Source organism: Pelotomaculum schinkii (assembly GCF_004369205.1).
Taxonomy (GTDB): Bacteria; Bacillota; Desulfotomaculia; order Desulfotomaculales; family Pelotomaculaceae; genus Pelotomaculum_C; species Pelotomaculum_C schinkii.
This window is the reverse complement of sequence record NZ_QFGA01000001.1, coordinates 1,544,858-1,559,964: the sequence shown is the minus strand read 5'-3', so window position 1 is coordinate 1,559,964 and position 15,107 is coordinate 1,544,858. Positions and strand designations below refer to the sequence as shown.

Here is a 15,107-nt window from a genome sequence, read left to right as displayed (position 1 = left end):
AATCTCCCCTTCCATTTTTTATTCGTAAATTCGTACAGTACCGTCCGCCGTAATTTCCAACTGTTCGCCTCCTTTGACATAGTTCAGGAACTCGTCTCCCAGCCCGTCGACCGTGATAATCTTCTTATTTTCCCAGATATCGGCCAGCAAAACGCCTGAAATTGCAAGCGATTCGGCCGTGTGTGAGAAAAGCATTGCCTTGGGCTGAGTGCCGAGGGCCGCTACCGACTGGATAATCATGCCGGCCGTTGTGGAACCGACCACCTGGGGAATGCAAAGGATTTCCCCGGTCAGCTTTTTTCCGAAAAATTCCTTGTTATTCTGATCCACGCAAATGGAAGGATTCTGGCCTTCGGTCAGGCTTTTCCAAAACGAAGCAAGCACGTTGAATCCGGTATGGGAGACAAGAGCGCTGCCTTTTAATTCCCCGGGAATAACCGCACGTCCATGAAACTCTTTCATCAGTGCAAGCCTCCTTTTACAACTGCATGGATTAGTTCGGCATCGTCAACGTAACGTGCCACGGAATAAGTCCGGAGCTTATTAGAATTCGTAATTACCCTTTTAGCCGAGCAAAGTGGATTGGACATGTACATCAGCGGACAAATATAGGTTAAATGCGCACCCGTTGCCATCAGGCGAGGATAAAATTCCGATTTCTTAAATTCAGCAATTACGTCGGGCGCCGTGGTGAAAATAGTGGGAATGATCACCTTTTCTTTTCCTGCTTCCTTCAGCGCCTGCTCCAAGGTCTGTGTCCATTCACAAAGCTGGACAAATGAGCAATGTGGGCAGCCCACAAACGCGATCTCGGGGGAGTCGTCGACATTTTTCCACATGATCGGGTAGGAAGCAACGACACGTTCGAGTTCCGCATCGTCAATAATGTAGGTTTTTGCATTCGGGCGGATGAGGCTCTCACCGAAATCCTTTGCCTCGGGGGTAAGATGTTCCACATGATAAAGCCCCACCGCTCCGTTGGAGGCGGTTGCGGCGCCCATATCCTTCAGGAAGTCCTTCGCGTCTGATGTAAGCTCCGTGCCGATCCAACGGTCCAGCCCCCTGATATAGGGAACCTGCTCCAGAACCTTCATGCCGATAGCGCTGCCAAGTACCTGCGGGCGCGGTTTTTTGGCGGTTTTGACTTCGACGATCCAGTCGGCTTTGCGTCCTTCGTCCGTCAGGAAACCGAACTTCGGAGTTTTTCCGACAATTCCGCTGAACAGCTCCATCACGCCGGAAGTCCGGTTGGTCCTGGCCCCGATCACAGAGTTGGCGTAAACAACCGCAGAAGATTCGGCCCAGGCCAGAATGTCGCCTCGTTTCGGAATATTACCGACCTCGTCGAAATAGCAGGCGCAGCTGAATGCATTTTTATCCTTGAGGCCGACTTTTCTAAGCGTTTCTTCATACTTCTCCTGGTCGGCGTAGATCATGTTAAAAACCTGTTTCTCTTTTTCAGTGGCCTCCACATTTTCATAATCCATAGGCCGGGGGTCAGCAGTAAAAGGCAGTTTGGTCTTAATGCCTTCCGCCACATACTGCTCCATGATTTTAAAGAACGGGCGCAGAGTAGGCATGCCGAAGGAACAAACGACATGGATTGCTCCATCCAGAGGCACAAGGCATTCAGCGTGATAAGCATCCCCGTAGCGAACCAGTGTTTCCATTGTTTTTCTCATGGTTTCGCCCTGACTGCCGTTTAAAATATCGATTTCTTCCGGCGTCAGCTTCATATTGGTCTTGATCATCCGATCACTCCCTTTTACATAATCACGTTCGCCGAACGCTGTTCTGTTTTAATGCTAGCATTTCGTTATATTTATGTCAATATCCATTACAACCAAGTTCTGTACCGCTTTAAAAAAATTTGATAAGATTTTAATTAAAAGGAAATTGTGATATAATAATAAATTGTTTAAAAATAGTAAATATGTAGGTTGTCTACTTTGCATGAAAAGCATATGGCGGCATCGGGAGGGCAATATTTGGAGACTATGAATTCACGGCAAAAGCAGTCGATTGAAACAGAATTAAAAATAGTGCGCACAGCACTTTCCCTGATGAGGAAAAAAGGATACGAAAATGTCGGCATCCGCGAGATATGCGACGCAGCCGGGATCTCTACAGGTGCCTTTTATCACCACTTCAAGTCCAAGGAAGATATGCTCAATATAGGGTTCGGCACTTATGACGAATACCTGGCTGAGGTTCTGGAAACCTACGAAAACCCGGACCCCCTTGAATTTCTGCGCTTTGTACTGCTCAATCAAACTGAATATGTAATGAAGCAGACCGGCTCCCTCACATCGGAGCTTTACCGCGCGCTGCTCTCTTCAAACGACAAGTATGCGATTGATACCTTCAGGCTTTATTACCGGACCGTACGCAAAGCAATCGAGCTTTGCCTTAAGGAAGGAAAATTTCATGCCTCCTTTACGGCAGACTACCTTACGGAATTTTTAATTCGCGTTGTCCGGGGCGATATCATCGACTGGTGCCTGCATGAATATTCCTATAATCTCATGGAATACGTGGGCAAAGATCTGAATGTAATCTTTGCCGGCCTTTGCTGCAAAACTGAATAGAAAAATGCATTCTCTATCTAGCTATGCGAACCTGCGTTTAGCATGAAATTTGGGGTTATTTTTTTATCTGCACTTTCTTTGTTACCCGGACAAATACCAGCCCAAGAAGACAGAAGAACTTTCCCCTTGTCCCCTAGTGAAATACTACAAACTTTATTATAAAAACCCCTACCATATTAAGGAATATGTCTATACTTTCAACAAACTTTATTTTAAATAAATCTTTATAAAATCTCAGTATATGAACTGGCAATAGTCAAAAAAGAAAAAGAACTAAAGGGATCGAAGAATTAATTTTATGGGCACTAAAAAAATGAGAATGTAATGTCAACCACCTCATAATGGAATAGGTAAAATATTTATTAGGTTAAATATTTATATAGATGGAACTAAATACAAATATAAAAACAACCAGAACGCCTTCCTGCAGAAGGGTGTTCTGGTGTTTTTATATTTTATATGATAAGTGCTGATACGATATCAGCACTTATTTGTTGTTTTTAAATATTCAAGGATTCTAGTCCAAATCGCTTGTGTGTCAAGAAAATGCTTGTAGTGTTTTTTGACATTTCTGCTATACAAAGCTAATTCGGAAGAGATTTTCATGAAATCACTCCGGTTGAAATATGCGCAAATTTTAGGCAACGTTACGGCAAGCTTTTCCTCTACTTCCCGGATTTTATCCTCATAGTGCTCCCGTTGAGTGATATACAGTAAAAGAGGCTTATAGCGTATCCATCCGATGCAAGCGTGGTAAAAACGGTTAACTATCTTTTCGGAGTTCGTGCTGATATGGCCAAGGGTTGTAGGAAGAACACCGTCCAACAAATGATTGTAAGCTGAAAATCCGTCATGGAAGGCATAGCAAGGAATACGGATTACTTTATGGCTGTTTAAGCAGGTACTTAAAAAAGTGTCCTCGCCACGGGCTCCGGGTGGGTTGTAAAAAGGCAATACCTTATTGGGATTAGTGAGGTTTATACATAAATTGGCGCCTGTAATAAACTTGCAATGATTGACTTCTGCAACTTCCTCCGCTAACTCGTTGACCAGTATATTGGTATCGGCATAAGTAACACCACCGTTTTTCATAATATTACGGATGGAATTCCAATTAACAATATCATTGCTGATAGCCTCAATGAACAATCGGAAGTCTGATTCGGAGAGAGTATTATCGAAATTAACATTAGGGATTGGAGAAATATACCCGCAATGATAACCGTTTGTTATATCTGCCTCCTTAATAAATTTGAGATGATTCGTCAGTATATGCTGTCCACTCCATAGCACAGCACTATGATTCTTGGTAACTGCCATTGGATACTCATCGTCGTCAAGAAAAACAAGATAATCAATTTTATTCCTTATTGCCGTATAAAGAATGGCATTGCGTTTTCCGGCATAACCGTTACCAAAAAAAGAAGTGATTTCTTTTTCAGAGATTACCTTATCTTGCATTAAATCCTCAATATTTTTTAGCAGTGATTTTCTGTCAATAAAATATGATTGTTCAATCATATCAACAATGTCTTGATTGAGATTGGTATAATCCGTAGATTTTGTATTGGAATATTTTAAATCATATGCCACCAATAAATGGAGGTTAATATTTTCTTTTTCCTGCTGACGGGCTTCTTTCCAATTATAAAGATAGGCTTTTAAAACTTTCTGGAAACTTTTTCTTCCGGTAGCAAAACCTATCCCAAATTGGATACATTCGTTCTTATTTATTCCCAAAGTTGATTCTGTTGATTTCATCATTTGAATTTTAGATGCATGCATACCAATTAAAACTCCTCTTAACTTAATAATAATACCAGCGCCTGTACAGCTCTTTAAGCAAATTAATAAAATAGCTGCTGAAAACATTGTGAATCCTGTAGTTTTCAGTCCGCTCGTCATAATGGATAAACGAAAATATTCTTAATTATATTATAGCATAAATAACTTTTCACTGGCCAGGACAACGCTCCCATCCCCGTTTGATAAGATTCATGCCGAAAAAATGACCAGCTTTTGATGATGTAATAAACTTATGTTATTATTTGCATATACAGTAACATTAATTGCGGAAGTGACATAAATGCATACAATTTTACTTATTGAGGACGATCTTAGCCTGATTGACGGCTTGGAGTTCTCTCTTCGAAAAAATGGTTTTGAAGTTGATGTTGCCAGAACCATCAAAGAAGCTCTGTCACAGCTTGTGGCGCAAAAATATGATTTGCTGCTGCTTGATCTGACGCTGCCTGACGGCAGCGGCTTTGAAATCTGCAGAAAAGCGAGGCAAACATCGAATGTGCCAATTATTTTTCTGACTGCCTCCGACGAGGAAGTAAATGTTGTCATGGGGCTTGACATGGGCGGGGACGACTATATAACCAAGCCCTTTAAGCTCAACGAGTTAATATCCAGAATCAACGCACTGCTGCGCCGCGCGGGTATTTCGAACGCTCTACATACAGAACTGAAATCAAACGGAATAACTGTTAGACTTGACGAAAATCGAGTGCTGAAAGATGGACTTGAGATCGAGCTTACCGTCGTGGAGTACCGGCTCTTATGCCTTTTCATGCAAAATCCCAATAATGTCCTGACAAGAGCAGTCATATTGGATAAGCTTTGGGACGGGAGCGGCAGCTTTGTTGACGACAATACTCTATCAGTCTATGTGCGACGGCTGCGGAGCAAGATAGAGGACGATCCCGAAAATCCAATGTACTTATTAACGGCGCGGGGTGTGGGATATAAATGGAAAGTGGTAAAGTGATATTTAGCGATAAAAGTGTCCGGCGTCAGGTTGCCGTGACCGTGATAATTTTGCTCGCGTTAATCCTTTTAGGACAGCTTATCGTCGCGCGCATGGCGGAGGACTACAAAAAGGCCATGATTGAACATGACTACGCTGTCGCGGGGTATCTGTCCCGGTGCGGAGTGGACAATAGCCGGATCGTTACGGCCTTTACGCACGATAAAACCGGCGCGGACACTGAAATAGGCTCGTCTCTGCTGTCTTCTTCCGGGTACATGGAGAGTATGCAAAACAGCCTGCTGCCCGTGGTGGAAAGTTTTCATCAAAAATTCGCTCTGACCGTGCTCTCATTCTCCGTCCTGTTTTCCCTTGCCTTTCTTGCCGTACTTTACCTTGGCGAGCAATACCGCGGCAAACAACTTGAAACAGCTGCCGGACAGCTCCGGCTCTTCATGGACGGAGACACTGCCGTCCGCCTTTCGGACTGCGGAGAAGGCAGCCTTTCCAGGCTCTTCGCGGCCACTAACACCATGGTGACGTCACTGACCGCCCATATCGATAAGGAAAAGCAGAACAGGCAGTTTTTAAAGGATACGATATCCGACATATCCCACCAGCTGAAAACGCCGCTTGCTGCCCTGCAGATGTACAATGAGATTATTCGCGATGAAAAGACCGGCAACGAGGTGGTGGAGAGCTTTACCGATAAAAGCCGGCGCGAGCTTGAGCGGATGGAAAGCCTGATTCAAAATCTCCTGAAGCTTGCCAGGCTCGATGCGGGAACCATTGAGCTGGAAAAGACCGTTTCCAGTCTTCATGGTTTTTTGGAAAAGTTTATCGGTTCCTTTGCCACCCGTGCAAAACAGGAGGGGAAAAGCATCAGCCTGCAATGCAATGATTCCGTCATGCTGTGCTTTGATGAAACATGGCTCGGTGAAGCGGTTGGCAACATCATAAAAAACGCACTTGACCATACGGGCTCCGGAGACAGCATTGAAATATCCTGCGAAGAAGCAATGGCAGTGACAGAAATCATCATCCGTGACAACGGCGCGGGCATTCATCCCGAGGACATCTATCATATTTTCAAGCGTTTCTACCGCAGCCGTTTTTCAAAGGACAAGCAGGGCGTCGGCATCGGGCTAGCGCTCTCAAAGGCCATCGTCGAAAAGCACGAGGGCACCATCACCGTCCGCAGCGAACTGGGTCAGGGGGCAGAATTCCATCTGATATTCCCCAAGCTTACGAATCTGTAAGACAAAATTCACCGGAAAGTAAGGCGGGCTTGCTATCATCATCACATCAAAAAATGTGAGGTGAGAACATTGAATATACTAACCGTGCAGGATTTATGTAAGACATATGGCGCGGGGGACACAAAGGTCGAGGCGTTGAAAAACGTGTCGTTTACCGTATCAAAGGGCGAATTTGTCTCTGTTATTGGGCCGTCCGGTTCCGGGAAAAGCACGCTGCTCAATATGATCGGAGCGCTGGATTATCCGACGTCGGGCAAGGTCAATATCGACGGCAGGGATGTTTTTGCGATTAAGGAAGAGGAACTCTCTGTCTTCCGAAGGCGTAACATCGGCTTTATATTTCAGGCATATAATCTTGTGCCGGAGCTGAACGTGGAAGAAAACATTGAACTGCCGATCTTGCTCGATTATAAAAAGCCTGACAAACGCTACATTGATGAATTGCTCGGCATTTTGGGGCTGACAGAACGAAAGCATCATATGCCCGGCCAGCTTTCCGGAGGACAGCAGCAGCGTGTAGCTATCGGGCGGGCACTCGCGACCAAACCAGCTATTATTCTTGCCGACGAGCCCACCGGCAACCTTGACAGCAAGAACAGCAGGGATGTCATCAATCTGCTTAAGCTGTCTGTCGAGAGATACAGCCAGACGCTGATCATGATTACCCATAATCAGAACTATGCGTCTTTCGCGGACAGGGTTCTCGGGGTGGAAGACGGCGTTGTTACCGGGCTTGGGGGTAGCATAAGATGAACGGATATCTTGACTTGGGGTATAAATATCTTGCCGCCCATAAAAAGAGAACGAGACTTTCGATATTCAGCATTGTCCTGTCAGTGGCGCTTGTCGTGGGGATATTTTCCATGCTGGATGTGCTTTTGAAATTTGAAAAAGTTCAGGTCATTCATGATTACGGAAATTATCACCTATTGGTCAATAATGCGACAGACGAGGAAAAAGAAGCGATCTCAAGCCGGATCGACGTAAAAAACACCGGCACATGGATATCCTTCAAGAGCGGCAGCCTCAACAGCAATCAATGCGATATTGTGGCATTAAACGATAATTTTGCCACCAATATGAACATGAACCTGCTTACGGGAACTTATCCGGAAGCCGAAAATGAGCTGATGATCGAAAATTGGGTGGCTGAAAAGCTGGGCGTAGGCACCGGCGACACGGTTTCCTTCGCCTTTGAAGATAAAACGGAAAGGCCGTTTGTGATCAGCGGGATATTTGCCGATTACGCGGGCACCAAGGCATCTGGCGAGCCGGGCGTGGCAATTTCCATGAAAGCAGCCGAAAAGGCAAACGTGGAAAAAACCAGTTTGTTTCTGATTGAGTTCAAAGAACGGGCAAATATGAAAAATGCAGAGCAGCAGATCATGGAAAGCCTTCGGATATCCGAAGACCGCATCGGGCGGAACGATCGCCTGCTTGCTGTTATCGGGCAAAGTGATCACAAAGCGGCGGTCGGGCTGTACCAGGTGGGAGCGATTCTGTTTTTTATCGTCCTGATTGCGGGCGTCGTAATGATCTACAACACCTTCAATATATCGGTCACGGATAGGATGCGCTCGTTCGGCCTTCTGCGGTGCGTCGGGGCTTCGAAAGCGCAGATCAGGAAGCTTGTGAAAAAAGAAGGGTTTTTGCTGCTGCGGTGGGCGATTCCGGGCGGCGTGCTTTTGGGGATTGCCGCCACGCTCTTTTGCTGTGCGCTCCTTAAATTCTATAACAGCTATCTGTTTTCCGATATTCCCCTGTTTACAATAAGCCCCGCAGGTATCCTAGCTGGTGCAGCCGTTGGCGTTCTGACTGTCACGATTGCGACTTTGCTGCCGGCAAAAAAGGCATCAAGGGTGTCTCCTGTCAACGCCGTGACGGGAAACAGCGAAATCAGGATGCGAAAAGCCCAAAAAGAAGGAATCCTGACAAAGCTGCTGCCTATTGAGTCGGCGATGGGGATTGGGAGCGCGGCCGCCCGGAAAAAAACGCTGATCCTGATGTCGGCCTCCATTGCATTAAGCATCATGATGTTTCTTGGCTTCAACGTGTTTGTTGATTTCTTGCATACAAGCCTGAAGACAACGAAACCGTATACGCCCGATATTTCCCTGACGTCAAAGGAAGGCTTAAGCCCCGATTTATACGCGCAGATAACGCATCTTCCGGGAATAAAGCATGTATACGGCAGGATGTTCGGCTATGTAAACGCGACCTTCGACGCGTCCCGGCTTACCGAAGCGTATATGGAGGAGGCCGGGGGGAGTATTGAGGTCAACGCCGACGGCCTCTTTGAGACTCCTGAAAAATCCTGGCTTATCTCCTATGACCAAAATCAATTGAAGTGGGCAAAAACGGACCTCGTGGAAGGCGAGTTATCTGAAGATACACTCAACGCACAGGACGGTATTATCGCCGTTTTGCTGAATACGCGAAAGGGTGTCTCGGTCCGGACAGCGGAGCTTCATGCAGGGGACAAGGTTTATATCGATACCGTATCCGGGGAAAAGCCGTATACTGTTATGGCCGTCCTTCGTTCCGTGCCGTTTGCCGACAGCAATTTGAATCTGGCGACCTTCATTACGACGGAAAAGCAGTATACTAAAATAACGGGAGACTCCACGCTTAAGATCATTGATATTCAGCTGAAAAAGAATGACCAGGAGGAAACAGTTTCCGAAATCAAGCGCATGATCGGGAATAATATCACCTATCTTGATTTGCGACAGAAAAACAGTGAGATGAACCAGACCTTCTTGACCATGGCGGTTTTCGTATACGGTTTTGTAGTGGTTATTGCGCTCATCAGCATCCTCAATATCGTCAGCACGATGAATACCAGCATCACCTCAAAAATGAGGTATCTGGGTGTCCTGCGGGCGGTCGGCATGTCGGGAAAGCAACTTAACAGGATGATCGCAGCGGAGGCTTCGGCATACTGCATTACGGGTACCGTCGTCGGGTGTGTCCTCGGCATGCTGCTGCAAAAGGCGCTTATTACACAGTTTCTGACGGCGATCAAAATAGTGTGGGTATTCCCTCTTGTGCAAATCGTCTGCGTTTTTGCCTCCGCGTTTCTTGTGACACGGTTTTCCATCATCGGGCCGCTCAAAAAGATCAAGACAAAGAGCATTTCCGAAAACATCGGATCGCTGCAATAACTTAAACAAGTCAGGGCCACCCTTAAACATAGCTTGTGCTTTTACCAAGTTAACACAATAAGATTAGGCCGATAAGAATGGTTATCGGCCTAATCTTATTTGCGTGCCTATACTTATAGGTAGTTTCCCACCGTTAACAAGGGCAGCTACTATATCACCTATAAAACACATTGTTTTGGGTCAGATTGTGGATCCGGAGTATAAACCAACTGTAGCAAATATTGAGGTTAAATTGGAGGCTTGAAAACGTGGTAAAAAGTAAAAACAGGTAGGGTCTGTTAACATTTTTATGTAAACTCCTTTATTCTAAAGGATTACTTTATAGGTCCTTTTAGCCGCTCTTCAAAATAGATTGAGAACTGTGATAAAATCATACTGCTTCTTTACGTAAAACAGGATATGAAATCATGAGATACATAAAGATTAGTAAGCCGTCTAAAGATAATGCCATTTACCAGTATATGCTCAAGAAAGAAACTGAAGGGAAGCCCAAAAAAGTTGCCAAAATCGCTGCGCTAAATAAGTTCCTGCGTATCTACTATGCCAGAGTAAAAGAGGTGTACGTGGCAGCCTAATGACCCATTCAAATCTAAATTATATATGTGATTAATCGGAAAGAAGGTTTCGAAGTGGAATACATAAACTCAAAATTGAGAATATTTATTATTACAGCAATTATTTTATTTATATTTCTCTCAACACCTTATGCCGTAAATTATCTGATTCTTCCTGGTAAATATGATCCCAAAGCAGAGTATTTTAATGGAGAATGGTTTAATAAGATTAAACCAATTAGTGCCGACCAATACAAAATATTAATTAGGTGGGCTCACTATTATGGGAACCACCGCTGTGAGCCTGAATGGAGTAATTGCCCGTATAATGGCGTTGATGGGCAGTGGAAGTTAATGTTTGATTACATTAGAGAAGACAAGCCACTTCCGGCAGATCTTATTAAAAGTAAAACTTGACTGTGTAACATTTTAACATAAAAAACAATTCTATGGATAGTTAAACATCATTACAAGTGGATATGAATTAACTGTGGACTGCAATTGATGTTCATACATAATACTTAAGGAGCAAAAGATGTGAAAGAAATAAAGTTATATAATGTAATTTTCCCCATTTGGTTTTTGATGTTTTTTCCACCAGTAATAGTTGTAACTCTTGCAGGTAACTTTATTATTGATTCGCTAGTAATAGTAGTCTGCTTTTATGTGTTCAAGTTAGCTGATAGTCAAAGTAGTCTAAAAACATTCTACATGAAAAGCATATTTAAAGTTTGGATATTGGGTTTTTTAGCAGATATAATAGGAGCTGCAATATTGTTTGCGACAGGATTTCTAGGTGACTATTTTGGGTTATCGCATAGATTGATTTCAGCAATAAGTTATGATCCATTTAATCATACAGGGGCAGTTATTATAACAATATTTGCCATGCTGGTATCATCATTCTTTATATTTTTATTTAACTATAGAATAACTTTGCGAAATCTGATATTAGAAAGAAAAATAAGATTAAATGTGGCAATTACCATTGCCATAGTCACAATTCCATGGACATACTTGTTGCCAACTAAGTGGTTTTATTAATAATTGGATGAATATGTAAAGTAAGTTCGGCCTCCCTAATTAAACCAGAACGTCTTCCCATTTTTAGGAGTAAGGAAGGAGTTAGTATATTGATGTTTAAGGTTAAAAGAGACCAAGGATATATTGCTGTTTTTGACGGGATTAAAAGAAAAACCCTTGTTCATGGTGAACAGACCTTGATGACCGAATTTATTTTGAAAAAAGGGAAAATCTTACCTAATCACAGCCACCCGCAGGAACAAACAGGCTACTTGGTTTCTGGAAAGACAGTTCTCTTTATTGCAGGTGAGGAATTTGAGGTTAATCCAGGGGACAGTTGGGTTATTCCTGGTGATGCGGAACATTCCGCGAAAATAATTAAAGATTCCGTAGCGGTGGAAGTCTTTGCCCCGGTGCGGGAGGATTATCTTCCGTAATATTGTAAGTGTCTATTAGGCGAAGTTAAAATATTTGCAGTATTCGCGAAGTAAGTGCGGTAAATCGTTCTCCATTTGTAGTATTTACGAGGGACAAGATTATATGACAGAAGTGGTGCAGACAATCGTACGATACGGCTTTGACACACTCGACCTTGATTTGCTATCCGCCTACTGCTATCCACACAATGTCCGCTCAAAGCGTGTACACTTTAAAAAAGCGGCTTTACCTATGAAGGAACTCTGAAGCTAGCCGAAAAGCTATATAATGGAAACATGTGACAATGAATGCTGGGCACTGTCGCGTCATCATTATCTGGGAGGTTCAATATATGCTCGAAATACCAGAGAGTACGACTATCGCCAGACAGCTGAATGAAACGGTGCGTGGGAAAACAATCCGCAGGGTCGTCGCCAGTGCTTCACCCCACAAGTTCGCGTTTTATCACGGCGACCCGGCGGATTATGATGCGCTCCTTACCGGACAGGTAGTCGGAGACAGTTTCGGTATCGGGGCGATGGTGGAAATCGCCGCCGGCAACCGCCGCATCGTCCTCGGTGACGGTGCTAACTTACGTTATTATGATGATTCGACCAAAGCGCCGTCGAAGCACCAGCTTTTGATTGAGCTTGATGACAGGAGTGCGCTAGTCTGCTCTGTACAGATGTACGGCTCGGTTCTGGCATTTATGGATGGTGAGTATGATAATAAATATTACCTAGTTGCCAAAGAAAAGCCCCAGCCTCTGACCGATGCCTTTGACAGCTCGTACTTTGACGCACTGTACACCGGCGGAGCGGAAAAGCTATCAAGCAAGGCGTTTCTTGCCACTGGGCAGCGCATCCCTGGCCTCGGCAACGGTGTGCTGCAGGATATCCTGTTCTATGCCGGCATTCATCCAAAACGCAAGATGGGAACGCTTTCGGAGAAAGAGCTTGACAGGATGTTCCACGCGGTAAAGGATATACTTGCGGAAATGACAAGTCTGCGCGGGCGCGACACCGAAAAGGATTTGTTCGGCAATTCGGGCGGATACAAGACCATTCTCAGTAAAAACACAGTTGGGAAACCCTGCTCTGTCTGTGGCGCGGAAATACAAAAGGCCGCCTACATGGGCGGCGCGGTCTACTGGTGCCCGGTTTGCCAGCCGCTTACAGAATAACGGGAGACATTTCCGGGAAGCCGCGATATTGGAGACAAGACATGAATAAAAGAATCAGAGTGATATCGTCCATTATCAGGCTGCTGGCGGTACTTAGCTTTGCGCTGTCAATGAGAAAGGTTTGAGCATAATGAAAAAACCAACGCTTTTGCTTGCGGTGATCCTCTTTTTGGGGATTTTCGCCCTGTCCGCGGAAGCAACCAGTCCGGGCACAGGTGCATATTACATAAACGTACAAACCGACGGCTTCAACAATGATCCGCAGACGCAGGCGGAAATGCTGAAGAAGCTCTGGCTTCTGCGCGGTACGGACAAGGGTTTCGAACTTGAACGGCCGATGACACGCGCCGAGGCTGCGGTCATGTTCGTCCAGTTTCTCGGCGCGGAGGAAAAGGTACTTGCTGGCACTTGGAAGCATCCGTTTCGTGATGTGCCTGAATGGGCGGACAAATATATAGGCTGGCTCTATCAGAGCGGGCTTACAAAGGGCGTGTCGGCTACAAAATACGGCGCGCAGCAGGCGGTGACGATCAGGCAGTACGCCGGGCTTCTTGCCCGCGCGCTGCTTGGCCCCGACGCAGCGGAGGATTCCTGGACCTACTGCGCCACCGAGGACGAGGCAAAGCTATGCGAATCAAACGGTTGTTTTAACCGCGATGCCGCAGGGGGCCTGTCCGTGCGCGCGCTAAGCCTCAGATACACGGCCTACGGCAACCCCATGACCATGGCGCAGCTTATGGTAAACCGTGGTATGTTTACGGCAGAGCAGTTTGATGATGCATCTCGGGAGGTGCTGCCTTCAACCTACTATCCCCCTGTTGAGGAGGGGGGAAAGAAATATATAACCCGTTATGTGGCCGAGGTGCCGGTGGCCCGGTGCATAGAAGATGGGCTTACTCTGGCAGGCGGCACGGAGTACAGTAAAATGAATTACCTGCCCGCCTCGCGCATTTTGCCGGACGGCACGGTTGAGTTTTTTATCCTGGACGCTAAAACGCTGGATATCCTGGCCTCGGACCGCTGTCAAACGGACGGGAGCGTCAGTCAGCTTACCTATATCGGCTCGGTTTTTGGCGGCTCGGACTATCTTGTCGAGGAACGCGCGGATGAAAACGGCGGCTCATTGGGTGTCGGCGATATCTTATGCTGGAACGGGAAAAAGCTCAGCCGCGTAATTACCCGTAACGAGCTGTGGCAGGAAGGAGAACCTTCCAATGCAAACTCCGCGTACGCTTATAACGAGGGCGCGGGCAGGATTGAAAGCTGCCGGGGTTATCGGCAGACCTTCACAAATGGGAACCTGCTCGTTGCAGGGAAAGACACTCTGTTCTATTTCATGCAGGACGGCATGAAACAAAGCCCTTATCCTGCAGGCACGCAGCTTTTTGCACTGAGTGCTGAAGGCAGTCTTGTCGCGCAGCGCGTGACTTCCGAAAAAACCGTGATAAGCTGTATCGACGCCCAAACGGGCGCGACGCTCGACGAATATACCGTTCTGCCCGACATGGAGGGAAATGCTGGGCAGCGGACGATTTCGCTTCATGATTATAGCCACTTTTACGGCGAGGCCGGGCTGTACGAATTTTTTGACGGCAGGCTGGATCAACTCACCGGCCGCCCGGTGCTGTCAGCCGCCGCCACAAATGAAGGATGGGTTATCCTGACCCACGCGCCGGTGAGCGTGTCTATACCGCAAATGGCTTCAGCGGTAACAACATTATGTTGCTTAATGGAGACGGAAGCGTGAAAACTCTTCTCGGAAACGACCTGCCTCACGGCATTGACATCGCCGGAATCTACACTGTAAACTCCGAACTGCGGTTTTACAGCGAACAGGGCGTGGGCATGGGACACTTCAACGTCTACATCTACGCGCTACTCCATGAAGAAAGCGGACCGGTTATCCGCGTCCTCGACTATGAAGCAGGGCGACCGGGAACGGAGGCTGGCTGGTCGGCAGACAACATGACCGGCTATAAGGCGGCCTATATTGAAAAGGAGCAGGCACGCCTTGACGCGCTGGGCTATGGGTATAAAAGAAACTAACCCACCTGCTTGGTCAATACCGGGAAGATATCGTGCTTGTGGGGGGGCCGGAGCTTCTGCTTCCTCAAAGCCAGGAAAGACATATTGGAAGTATGGACATTGATATGGCTTTATTTCAGAA

The 15,107-nt window shown here is 46.0% G+C and carries 15 protein-coding genes and 1 pseudogene; 13 read left to right on the top strand and 3 right to left on the bottom strand.

Going from position 1 to position 15,107, the window contains the following annotated elements; genetic code table 11:
* Window positions 1–18 precede the first annotated feature (18 nt).
* Together Psch_RS07385 and Psch_RS07380 are read right to left on the bottom strand one after the other, a co-directional pair.
* A complete protein-coding gene (locus Psch_RS07385; RefSeq protein WP_206663733.1) occupies window positions 19–462 on the bottom strand; it encodes an aconitase X swivel domain-containing protein in 444 nt (147 codons plus the stop codon).
* Window positions 462–1,751, bottom strand: a complete 1,290-nt coding sequence (locus Psch_RS07380; RefSeq protein ID WP_190239710.1) for an aconitase X — start codon at window positions 1,749–1,751, stop codon at window positions 462–464. Before Psch_RS07380 ends, Psch_RS07385 begins: the two co-directional genes overlap by 1 nt.
* A 246-nt stretch (window positions 1,752–1,997) precedes the next feature.
* Here Psch_RS07380 and Psch_RS07375 point away from each other — a divergent pair, with 246 nt between their 5' ends.
* On the top strand, window positions 1,998–2,588 hold the full coding sequence (locus Psch_RS07375; protein ID WP_243124042.1) for a TetR/AcrR family transcriptional regulator: 591 nt from the start codon (window positions 1,998–2,000) through the stop codon (window positions 2,586–2,588).
* 480 nt (window positions 2,589–3,068) lie between these two features.
* On the opposite strand, the gene Psch_RS07370 is transcribed toward Psch_RS07375, so the two are convergent.
* Window positions 3,069–4,460: a hypothetical protein gene (locus tag Psch_RS07370; RefSeq protein WP_243123973.1), complete on the bottom strand. Its 1,392-nt coding sequence runs from the start codon at window positions 4,458–4,460 to the stop codon at window positions 3,069–3,071.
* A gap of 214 nt (window positions 4,461–4,674) precedes the next feature.
* Here Psch_RS07370 and Psch_RS07365 point away from each other — a divergent pair, with 214 nt between their 5' ends.
* From Psch_RS07365 to Psch_RS07310, 12 genes and pseudogenes are all read left to right on the top strand, one after another.
* Window positions 4,675–5,361, top strand: a complete 687-nt coding sequence (locus Psch_RS07365; RefSeq protein ID WP_190239708.1) for a response regulator transcription factor — start codon at window positions 4,675–4,677, stop codon at window positions 5,359–5,361.
* Window positions 5,343–6,599, top strand: a complete 1,257-nt coding sequence (locus Psch_RS07360) for a sensor histidine kinase (protein ID WP_190239707.1) — start codon at window positions 5,343–5,345, stop codon at window positions 6,597–6,599. Before Psch_RS07365 ends, Psch_RS07360 begins: the two co-directional genes overlap by 19 nt.
* A gap of 69 nt (window positions 6,600–6,668) precedes the next feature.
* Window positions 6,669–7,352, top strand: a complete 684-nt coding sequence (locus tag Psch_RS07355) for an ABC transporter ATP-binding protein (RefSeq protein WP_190239706.1) — start codon at window positions 6,669–6,671, stop codon at window positions 7,350–7,352.
* Complete coding sequence (locus Psch_RS07350) at window positions 7,349–9,763, top strand: ABC transporter permease (protein ID WP_190239705.1); 2,415 nt, start codon at window positions 7,349–7,351, stop codon at window positions 9,761–9,763. Before Psch_RS07355 ends, Psch_RS07350 begins: the two co-directional genes overlap by 4 nt.
* Window positions 9,764–10,137: 374 nt before the next feature.
* Window positions 10,138–10,338, top strand: a pseudogene (locus Psch_RS07345) (IS110 family RNA-guided transposase); the annotation flags it as partial.
* 54 nt (window positions 10,339–10,392) lie between these two features.
* Window positions 10,393–10,734 (top strand): hypothetical protein, encoded by a 342-nt coding sequence (locus Psch_RS07340; protein ID WP_190239704.1) that lies wholly within the window; start codon window positions 10,393–10,395, stop codon window positions 10,732–10,734.
* A gap of 120 nt (window positions 10,735–10,854) precedes the next feature.
* The gene (locus tag Psch_RS07335; protein ID WP_190239703.1) at window positions 10,855–11,361 is read left to right on the top strand and encodes a hypothetical protein; all 507 of its coding nucleotides are present in this window, start codon (window positions 10,855–10,857) and stop codon (window positions 11,359–11,361) included.
* Window positions 11,362–11,453: 92 nt separating this feature from the next.
* On the top strand, window positions 11,454–11,777 hold the full coding sequence (locus Psch_RS07330; protein ID WP_190239702.1) for a cupin domain-containing protein: 324 nt from the start codon (window positions 11,454–11,456) through the stop codon (window positions 11,775–11,777).
* Between the two features lie 34 nt (window positions 11,778–11,811).
* Window positions 11,812–12,024 carry a GNAT family N-acetyltransferase gene (locus Psch_RS21645; RefSeq protein WP_427910077.1) on the top strand — a complete coding sequence of 71 codons (213 nt, stop codon included), beginning with the start codon at window positions 11,812–11,814 and terminating at the stop codon, window positions 12,022–12,024.
* A gap of 85 nt (window positions 12,025–12,109) precedes the next feature.
* On the top strand, window positions 12,110–12,940 hold the full coding sequence (locus Psch_RS07320) for an endonuclease VIII (RefSeq protein WP_190239700.1): 831 nt from the start codon (window positions 12,110–12,112) through the stop codon (window positions 12,938–12,940).
* A 361-nt stretch (window positions 12,941–13,301) separates the two neighbouring features.
* Window positions 13,302–14,687 carry an S-layer homology domain-containing protein gene (locus Psch_RS07315; protein WP_190239699.1) on the top strand — a complete coding sequence of 462 codons (1,386 nt, stop codon included), beginning with the start codon at window positions 13,302–13,304 and terminating at the stop codon, window positions 14,685–14,687.
* On the top strand, window positions 14,684–14,986 hold the full coding sequence (locus Psch_RS07310; protein WP_190239698.1) for a hypothetical protein: 303 nt from the start codon (window positions 14,684–14,686) through the stop codon (window positions 14,984–14,986). Before Psch_RS07315 ends, Psch_RS07310 begins: the two co-directional genes overlap by 4 nt.
* Window positions 14,987–15,107 lie beyond the last annotated feature (121 nt).

Excerpts from the sequence above, each read along its gene's own strand:
- Psch_RS07385 (WP_206663733.1), bottom strand. The coding sequence starts at position 462 with ATGAAAGAGTTTCATGGACGTGCGGTTATTCCCGGGGAATTAAAAGGC.
- Psch_RS07380 (WP_190239710.1), bottom strand. The coding sequence starts at position 1,751 with ATGATCAAGACCAATATGAAGCTGACGCCGGAAGAAATCGATATTTTA.
- Psch_RS07375 (WP_243124042.1), top strand. The coding sequence starts at position 1,998 with ATGAATTCACGGCAAAAGCAGTCGATTGAAACAGAATTAAAAATAGTG.
- Psch_RS07370 (WP_243123973.1), bottom strand. The coding sequence starts at position 4,460 with ATGTTTTCAGCAGCTATTTTATTAATTTGCTTAAAGAGCTGTACAGGC.
- Psch_RS07365 (WP_190239708.1), top strand. The coding sequence starts at position 4,675 with ATGCATACAATTTTACTTATTGAGGACGATCTTAGCCTGATTGACGGC.
- Psch_RS07360 (WP_190239707.1), top strand. The coding sequence starts at position 5,343 with ATGGAAAGTGGTAAAGTGATATTTAGCGATAAAAGTGTCCGGCGTCAG.
- Psch_RS07350 (WP_190239705.1), top strand. The coding sequence starts at position 7,349 with ATGAACGGATATCTTGACTTGGGGTATAAATATCTTGCCGCCCATAAA.
- Psch_RS07330 (WP_190239702.1), top strand. The coding sequence starts at position 11,454 with ATGTTTAAGGTTAAAAGAGACCAAGGATATATTGCTGTTTTTGACGGG.
- Psch_RS07320 (WP_190239700.1), top strand. The coding sequence starts at position 12,110 with ATGCTCGAAATACCAGAGAGTACGACTATCGCCAGACAGCTGAATGAA.
- Psch_RS07315 (WP_190239699.1), top strand. The coding sequence starts at position 13,302 with ATGTTCGTCCAGTTTCTCGGCGCGGAGGAAAAGGTACTTGCTGGCACT.